General features: G+C 73.0%; 8 protein-coding genes and 1 pseudogene. 2 read left to right on the forward strand and 7 right to left on the reverse strand.

All coding sequences use genetic code 11. From position 1 onward, the window contains the following. From MBSD_RS15545 to MBSD_RS13785, 4 genes and pseudogenes are all read right to left on the reverse strand, one after another. Positions 1-311, reverse strand: a pseudogene (locus MBSD_RS15545) (hypothetical protein); the annotation flags it as partial. 8 nt (positions 312-319) lie between these two features. Further along, the gene (locus tag MBSD_RS13775; protein WP_062537873.1) at positions 320-1003 is read right to left on the reverse strand and encodes a C39 family peptidase; all 684 of its coding nucleotides are present in this window, start codon (positions 1001-1003) and stop codon (positions 320-322) included. Beyond that, positions 1000-1377, reverse strand: coding sequence for a hypothetical protein (locus MBSD_RS13780; protein ID WP_082306684.1), 378 nt, complete (start codon positions 1375-1377; stop codon positions 1000-1002). The genes MBSD_RS13775 and MBSD_RS13780 overlap by 4 nt, the downstream gene beginning before the upstream one ends. 150 nt (positions 1378-1527) lie before the next feature. Then, positions 1528-2736: a hypothetical protein gene (locus MBSD_RS13785; protein ID WP_062537874.1), complete on the reverse strand. Its 1209-nt coding sequence runs from the start codon at positions 2734-2736 to the stop codon at positions 1528-1530. A gap of 381 nt (positions 2737-3117) precedes the next feature. Between MBSD_RS13785 and MBSD_RS13790 the strand changes: the two genes are divergently transcribed. After that, complete coding sequence (locus MBSD_RS13790) at positions 3118-4362, forward strand: acetylornithine/succinylornithine family transaminase (protein WP_062537875.1); 1245 nt, start codon at positions 3118-3120, stop codon at positions 4360-4362. A 4-nt stretch (positions 4363-4366) separates the two neighbouring features. On the opposite strand, the gene hemL is transcribed toward MBSD_RS13790, so the two are convergent. Continuing rightward, the gene (hemL, locus tag MBSD_RS13795; RefSeq protein ID WP_062537876.1) at positions 4367-5653 is read right to left on the reverse strand and encodes a glutamate-1-semialdehyde 2,1-aminomutase; all 1287 of its coding nucleotides are present in this window, start codon (positions 5651-5653) and stop codon (positions 4367-4369) included. Beyond that, positions 5650-6288 (reverse strand): thiamine phosphate synthase, encoded by a 639-nt coding sequence (thiE, locus tag MBSD_RS13800; RefSeq protein ID WP_062537877.1) that lies wholly within the window; start codon positions 6286-6288, stop codon positions 5650-5652. The genes hemL and thiE overlap by 4 nt, the downstream gene beginning before the upstream one ends. 99 nt (positions 6289-6387) lie before the next feature. Between thiE and MBSD_RS13805 the strand changes: the two genes are divergently transcribed. Further along, a complete protein-coding gene (locus MBSD_RS13805) occupies positions 6388-6594 on the forward strand; it encodes a rubredoxin (RefSeq protein WP_062537878.1) in 207 nt (68 codons plus the stop codon). 232 nt (positions 6595-6826) lie between these two features. On the opposite strand, the gene MBSD_RS13810 is transcribed toward MBSD_RS13805, so the two are convergent. Beyond that, entirely contained in the window at positions 6827-7273 is a 447-nt protein-coding gene (locus MBSD_RS13810) for a DUF192 domain-containing protein (protein ID WP_062537879.1), read from the reverse strand. Between the last annotated feature and the right edge of the window lie 216 nt (positions 7274-7489).

The following is a 7489-nucleotide window of genomic DNA, read 5'->3' on the forward strand; positions in this document are numbered from 1 at the left end:
ACGGCCGGCGGCACGGACGCGATCGCGGCCAGCGTCGCCGCCGGCGGCGTCGGCGCCGCCGCGGCGATCGTCGCGCCGTCCTGCGAGCGCGCGGCGATCGCCGGCGGGGCCGGTTGCGCGATAGGCGCCGGCTGCGCGGCCGGCGCCGTGTCCCAGGCCTCGACGTACACGCCGAGTTCGTCGGCGACCGCTTCGGCCAGCGTCGGCGTGCGCGCGTCGGCGCCCAGCGCCGCGACGGGCGCGAGCCACGCCAGCCCGGCGCCGATCGCGGCGCCTGTCCATCTCCCTCTGCCGGGCGCGTCCCGCATCATGGCGATTCCTAGATGTCGCCGGGCCCGTGCTTCGGCACCACGATGTTGTAGAGGCCCTCGCGGCCGACGGCGAGCTGCAGCGGCGCGCCCGGCGCCACGCGCCAGTCGCCCGGGGCGTTGAAGCGGGCGAGCTCGCGGCGGTTGTGCACCACGAACAGGATGTGGTCTTCCCAGATCCGCTCGAAGCGTTGCCGCGACATCGCGCGCGTGCCGGTGGCGGGATCGCCGATCAGCACGCGGCCGTAGGCCACGCCCTTGATCACCACGAAGTGGTGGTAGCCCTTCTCGCTGATCAGCACGATCGCCGGCAGGCGGTTCTCCGCCAGCTTTTCCAGCGGCACCTCGAAGCCGTCGGCGGCATAGCCGCGCGCTTCCAGATAGCGCTTGATGTCGAGCAGGGAGAAGCCTTCCTTGCGGATCTTGGCCTGGTTGCCGTGCGCGTACATCTGCGTGAACACGGCCTCCTCGCTGACCGGTTGGCCGTACTGGTAGGTGAGCAGGGTGGCGACGGCGGCGGAGCCGCAACTGAAGTCGTAGCGCTGGTGCACGGTGCCCTGGAAGCGCGCCTCCTTCAGGCTGGTCACCGCCATGCGATAGCGCCCGCCCTGCACGCCGGCGAGCTCGAGCGCGTTCGCGCCGGTCGCTGCGGCCAGCAGCGTCAGCGCGAGCACGACCGGCGCGGCGCGTCTCATGGCGAGGTGAACTGCACGTTGACGATGGTCGCGTTCTGGATCAGCACGTTCGCGCCGGAGTTCTGGATCACCGTGGCGATGCCGCTGGCGTTGGCGAAGGCGCCGCCGCCGATGGCGTTGCCGCCGGTCAGCACGTCGGTGGCGCTGGTGTCGGACACCGTGCCGTCGATCCAGATGCCGTTGTCGACGCTGGAATCGCCGCCGCGGTGGCGGTCGAGCGCGAATGCGCCCAACGGCGTGCCCAGGCCGGCGACCGCGGACGGCGCGGGCGCCGCCGCGACGCCGGCGGCCGCCGCGCCCTGTTGACCGAAGGCCTGGACGCAGGGCAGGCAAAGCAACGCGCCGGTGATCCAGACAGGCATGCGGGTGTTCATGGTCTTCCTCCTTGTCTGCGGCGTTCGCGGCGGCGACGCGCGGCGCGGCCGCCCGCACCGGCTCTCGTCGGCGCGCGGCTCACGCGGCGCTTGCGTGCCGCAGCCGCGGAGCGCGTCCCTGCGCTCCGCGGTTCCGCTCCGCTCGATCGCTCACGGACCGCCGACCGTCAGGTTGGCCTGCACCGTGACCGCCTGCTGCACCAGGGACGCCATGCCGCTGTTCTGGTTGGCGACCATGATCCCGGCCGCGGACTGGCCGACGCTCGTCATGTTGTTCGACATGTCGAACGAGCCGGCATCCGCGTAGGCGCTGCCGCCGGATCCGCCCGCACCGCCGACCGCGCCGTTGCCGACGCCGCCGTTGCCGGTGCCGCCGTTGCCGGTGCCGCCGTTGCCGGTGCCGCCGTCGCCGCCCGGCGCGCCGACCGCGCCGACCGCGCCGTCGCCGGCGCTGGCGCTGCCGTTGGACGCGCTCGAGGATGCGCCGCCGTTGGTGGCGCTGCCGTTGCTGGCGCTGCCGCCTGCGCCGCCGGTGCCGCCGGCGCTGGCCAGCGAGCCGCCGCTGCCGCCGCTGCCGGTGCCGGCGCCGCCGCTGGCGCTGGAGGTGCCGCCCGAGCCGCTGCCGCTGCCAGCGCTGCCTGCGCCGCCGGTCGCGGTCGAACCGTCGCTCCTGCGGTTGCGCGCGTCACCGCCGTAGGCGTCGCCGCCGGCGCCGAGGCCTGCCGACAGCGAACCGGCGTGACCGCCCTTGCCGTAGCCGTCGCCGCCGTTGGAGCCCTTGGCGTAGGCGTCGCCGCCGTGGCCGCCGTCGCCGGCGCTGGCGTCGCCGATCGTGGCGCTGCCGTTGCTGGAATCGCCGGCGCTGGCGCTGCCGTTCACCGCGCTGCCGCCGTCGCCGCCGTGGCCGCCGTTGCCGCCGTCGCCGCCGTTGCCGGCGTAGCCGTCGCCGCCGTAGCCGTCGCCGCCGTAGCCCTTGCCGCCGTAGCCGGCGCCGCCCTTGCCGCCGGATCCGCCATTGGCGTTGCCGGTGTTGTCGGCGACATTGCCGATGCCGTAGACGCTCACGTTGCTGACGGCGCCTTCCAGCTTGCTCATCGCCACGGCCTTGCTGGTGTTGAACGAGCTGGCGAAGCTGGCGCTGGCGCTCGAGCCGTTGTTGGCGGCCGCCGTGCCGTAGCCGTCCGCATAGGCCTTGCCCTTGTTGTCGCGGTTGTCGCCCGTGCTGCTGTCGCTCTTCTGGAGCGCGTACGAGCCGTTATCCGCCATCGAACCGGTTCCCGACTGGGTGTCGTCGGCCCACGCCAGGCTACTGAGGCCGAGCGCGAGACAGACGGCAGACGCGAGCAGTGTGCGTTTCATAAAGTCCTCCTTGGGTTGTCGCGGGCCCGCCGATCAGGGGGGCGGGTCGACGCGTGCCGACGAGTGCAAACTTGATGCCGGATTTCGCGCGATGCGCGCGCACCCCGCGAAAACTGCGCGGCGGCGCGGGTTTGCGGCGGCGCGCCCGGCGCGGGCCGGCATCCGTCGGCGGGGGCGGTCGTAAACCCGGCGATACACCGCATCGGACGGATCGCCGGCGGCCGCGACGGATTCGCCGCCGTGTTCAAGCGCTTGCGGTGGATTCCGCGGCCGCGCGGGCTGTATCGCCGCTGTTACATCCGCATGCGTGTGCACGCGCGGGCGCGCGACGCATAATGCGCGGCTGCGGCGCATCTTCCTTGGCGCGCCGCGGAGCCCGCGATGATCGATCCCCTCCCGTCCGCCACGGCCAGCGTCGAACTCGTCCGCAAGGGTCGGCGTTACTACCTGCCGGTGTACCGACCGCGCGAGGTGATCCTCGACCGCGGCCGCGGCGCGCGCGTGTGGGATCTGGACGGCCGCGAGTACGTCGACTTCGCCGCCGGCATCGCCGTCAGCGCGCTCGGCCACGCCGACCCGGAGCTCGTCGCCGCGCTGACCGCGCAGGCCGGCAAGCTCTGGCACACCAGCAACGTGTTCTACAGCGAACCGCCGTTGCGCCTGGCCGAGGAACTGGTCGAGGCCTCCGGCTTCGCCGCGCGCGCGTTCCTGTGCAACTCCGGCGCGGAGGCCAACGAGGCGGCGATCAAGCTGGTGCGCAAGTGGGCGGCGGCGCAGGGACGCCCGCCGGAACGCCGCACGCTGCTCAGCTTCGCCGGTTCCTTCCACGGCCGCACGCTGGCGACGGTCACCGCCACCGCGCAGCCGAAGTACCAGCAGGGCTACGAGCCGCTGCCCGCCGGTTTCCGCTACTGCGACTTCAACGACTTCGAACAGGCCGCGGCGGCCTTGGCGCAGGGCGACGTCGCCGGCGTGATCGTCGAGCCGGTGCAGGGTGAGGGCGGCGTGACGCCGGCGGCGCCGGGCTTCCTCGCGCACTTGCGCGCGCTGTGCGACCGCCACGACGCGCTGCTGGTGTGCGACGAGATCCAGGCCGGCATGGGCCGCACCGGCACGTTGTTCGCGCACGTGCAGGACGGCGTGGTGCCGGACATCGTCACGCTGGCGAAGGCGCTGGGTGCGGGCTTTCCGGTCGGCGCGATGCTGGCCGGCCCGAAGGTCGCCGAGGCGATGCAGTACGGCGCGCACGGCACCACCTTCGGCGGCAATCCGCTGGCGGCGGCGGTGGCGCGCGTGGCGCTGCGCCGCCTGCGCTCGGCCGAGCTGCTCGCCAACGTCGAGCGCCAGGGTCGGGCGCTGCGCGACGGCCTCGCGCGCATCGATGCCGAGCTCGGCGTGTTCGCCGAAGTGCGCGGCCGCGGCCTGATGCTGGGCGCCGTGCTGCGCGAGCCGTACCAGGGCCGCGCCGGCGACGTGCTCGAGCTCGCCCTGCGGCACGGCTTGCTGCTGCTGCAGGCCGGCCCTGACGTGCTGCGCTTCGTGCCGCCGCTGGTGCTCGGCGACGCCGACGTCACGGAAGGCCTGCGCCGCCTGCGCGAGGCGCTGGCAGCGTTCGTCCGCCGCTGAGCCGTCAGCCCGCCTTCGCCTCGCGGAACGCCGCGCGCGCGGCTTCCAGGGTGTCGGCGATGTCCTGCTCGCCGTGCGCGGCCGACATGAAGCCGGCCTCGAACGCCGACGGCGCGAGATACACGCCGCGCTTCAGCATGCCGTGGAAGAAACGGTTGAATGCGGCGGTGTCGCAGGCGGTGGCCTGCGCATAACTCTCCACCCTGGCGTCGGTGAAGAACAGGCCGAACATGCCGCACACGCGGTTGACGCTGAACGGCACGCCGGCCTCGGCGGCGACCGTGAGCAGGCCGTCGGCGAGCAGGCGCGTCTTGCGCTCGAGCTCGGCGTGGAAACCGGGCTGCTGGATCAGCTCCAGCATGGCGAGGCCGGCCGCCATCGCCACCGGATTGCCGGAGAGCGTGCCGGCCTGGTAGATCGGGCCGGCCGGCGCGATCAGGCGCATCAGCTCGCGGCGTCCGCCGTAGGCGCCGACCGGCATGCCGCCGCCGATGATCTTGCCGAAGGTGGTGAGGTCGGGCGCGACGCCGTAGAGCTGCTGCGCGCCGCCGGGCGCCACGCGGAAGCCGGTCATCACTTCGTCGAAGATCAGCAGCGCGCCGTGGCGCGTGCACAGCTCGCGCAGGCCCTGCAGATAGCCGTCGCGCGGCAGGATGCAGTTCATGTTGCCGGCGATCGGCTCGACGATCACGCAGGCGATCGCCTCGCCTTCGGCGGCGAACAGCGCCTCGGCCGCGGCGAGATCGTTGTAGGGCAGGGTCAGCGTCAGGTCGGCGTTCGCCTTCGGCACGCCCGGCGAGGTCGGCACGCCCAGGGTCAGCGCGCCGGAGCCGGCCTTGACCAGGAAGCTGTCGCCGTGCCCGTGGTAGCAGCCTTCGAACTTCACCACCTTGCTGCGGCCGGTGGCGCCGCGCGCCAGGCGGATCGCCGACATCGTCGCCTCGGTGCCGGAGTTGACCATGCGTACCATCTCGACCGACGGCACCAGCCGCGTGATGGTCTCCGCCATCGTCACCTCGGCGGGGCAGGGCGTGCCGAACGAAAGCCCGTCGCGTACCGCGCGTTCCACCGCTTCGCGCACCTGCGGGTGGTTGTGGCCGACGATCATCGGTCCCCACGAACCGACGTAGTCGATGTAGCGGTTGCCCTCGACGTCCCACAGGCAGGCGCCGTCGGCGCGCGCGGTGAAGAACGGCTCGCCGCCGACCGACTTGAAGGCGCGCACCGGCGAGTTGACGCCGCCGGGCAGCAGTTCCTGGGCGCGGCGGAAGAGGTCGTGATTGCGGGTCATGGCGAATGGGGTTGTGTGCGTGCGAACAAGTCGGCGAAGCGGCGCGCCGCGGCGCGCACGTCGGCGGCGCCGAACACCGCGGCGATCACCGCGAGGTAGTCGGCGCCCGCCTCGATCAGAGGGCCGCCATTGTCGGGCGTGATGCCGCCGATCGCCACCAGCGGCAGGCCGAGCGCGCGCGCCTCGCGCAGCAGCGCCGGCGCGGCGCGGCGCGCGCCGGGCTTGGTGCCCGAGGGGAAGAACGCGCCGAAAGCGAGGTAGTCGGCGCCGGCTGCGGCAAGTTGTCGCGCCCGTGCCAAGGAGTCGTAGCAGGACGCGCCGATGATCGCGCCGTCGCCGAGGCGCGCGCGCGCCTCGGCGATGGCGGCATCCTCTTCGCCGAGGTGCACGCCGGCGGCGCCGGCGGCGGCCGCCAGCGCGACGTCGTCGTTGACGATCAGCGGCACGCCGCGGTCCGCGCAAAGCCGCGCCAGGGCTCGCGCTTCCTGCAAGCGCCGCGGTCCGTCGGCGGTCTTGTCCCGGTACTGCAGCAGCGCGGCGCCGCCGTCCAGCGCGGCGGCGGCGGCGTCCAGCAGATCGGCGCGGGGGCCGTCGGTGATCGCGTACAGGCCGCGGCCGGACAGGCGGGGGCGCATCAGGCGCGCCCCGCGGCGAGGGGGCGGCGCGCGCTTTCGTGCGCGTCCGCGACCTGAGACAATGACCGAGTTTGCTGCTTCGACATACGCCCCGCTTCCATGAACGCCACCGCCGCCACCGCCGTGCAGACCCAGACCTACCGCAAGTTCATGTGCGTGGTCTGCGGCTTCATCTACGACGAGGCGCTCGGCCATCCCGAGGACGGCATCCCGCCGGGCACGCGCTGGGAAGACATTCCCGACACCTGGACCTGCCCGGACTGCGGCGTGACCAAGGCCGACTTCGAGCTGATCGTCGAGAACTGATCGGCGCGCCCGGGCGCCGTCGCCGCGCCGCCCGCGTTCCGCCATCCGCGGTCACCGCGTCGACACGCGCGCCTGTTCCACTGGTATCCGCGAGGAGGTGGAACATGAAACAGTTCGTGCCCTTCACCGACGACTGGTTCGAATGCCGGGGTGCGCTGCCCGGACCGCTGGTGCCGTTCCGCATCGAACTGCCGTGCCGGCACCTGCTGGACGCGGATGACGCCGCGCCGGATCAACGCACCTCGCCGAAGTCGGCGTGGATCGAGAGCACGTCGCCGGGCGCCACGCCCAGGCGCGCGGCGCTGCCGCCCGCAAGCTCGAGGACGTAACGCGCCGGCGCGTTGCTGGGATAGATGGCGCAGGGATCCTGCCGGCACGGTTGCGCGTCGCGCTGCAGCGCGACCAGCTTGCCGGCGGCGTCGAAGAACAACATGTCGAGCGGAATGCGCGTGTTCTTCATCCAGAACTCGCGCGGCGCGTCGTCGACGAACACGAACAGCATGCCGTGATCCGCGGCGAGGCGGTCGCGGAACATCAGGCCCCGCGCGCGGCTGGCATCATCGGCGGCGACCTCCACCGTGATGCGGTGGCCGCGCAGGGTCACGTAGCCGTCTCCCGCCTTGACCGCGAGCGCAGCTGCGGCAGGCAGCAGGAACAGCAGCGGCAGCGCACGCTTCATCGCCGGTCCTCGTCGACATGCAGTGGAAGGACGTGCAGTGTAACGCCTGCGTGCCGCCACGCCGCACACCCGCCGCTTCCCACCGTCGCCGGTCCGGCGTATCATCTCCATCCCTTCCGCACGATCCGCCCTTGCGCGGGCGTGGCCATCTCCGGCAGCGCTCTCGACGTCTCGAGGTGTTGACGGACCGGAAAAGGGATGTAGAATGTTTGGCTC

It is taken from the genome of Mizugakiibacter sediminis (assembly GCF_000953855.2).
Lineage (GTDB): Bacteria > Pseudomonadota > Gammaproteobacteria > Xanthomonadales > Rhodanobacteraceae > Mizugakiibacter > Mizugakiibacter sediminis.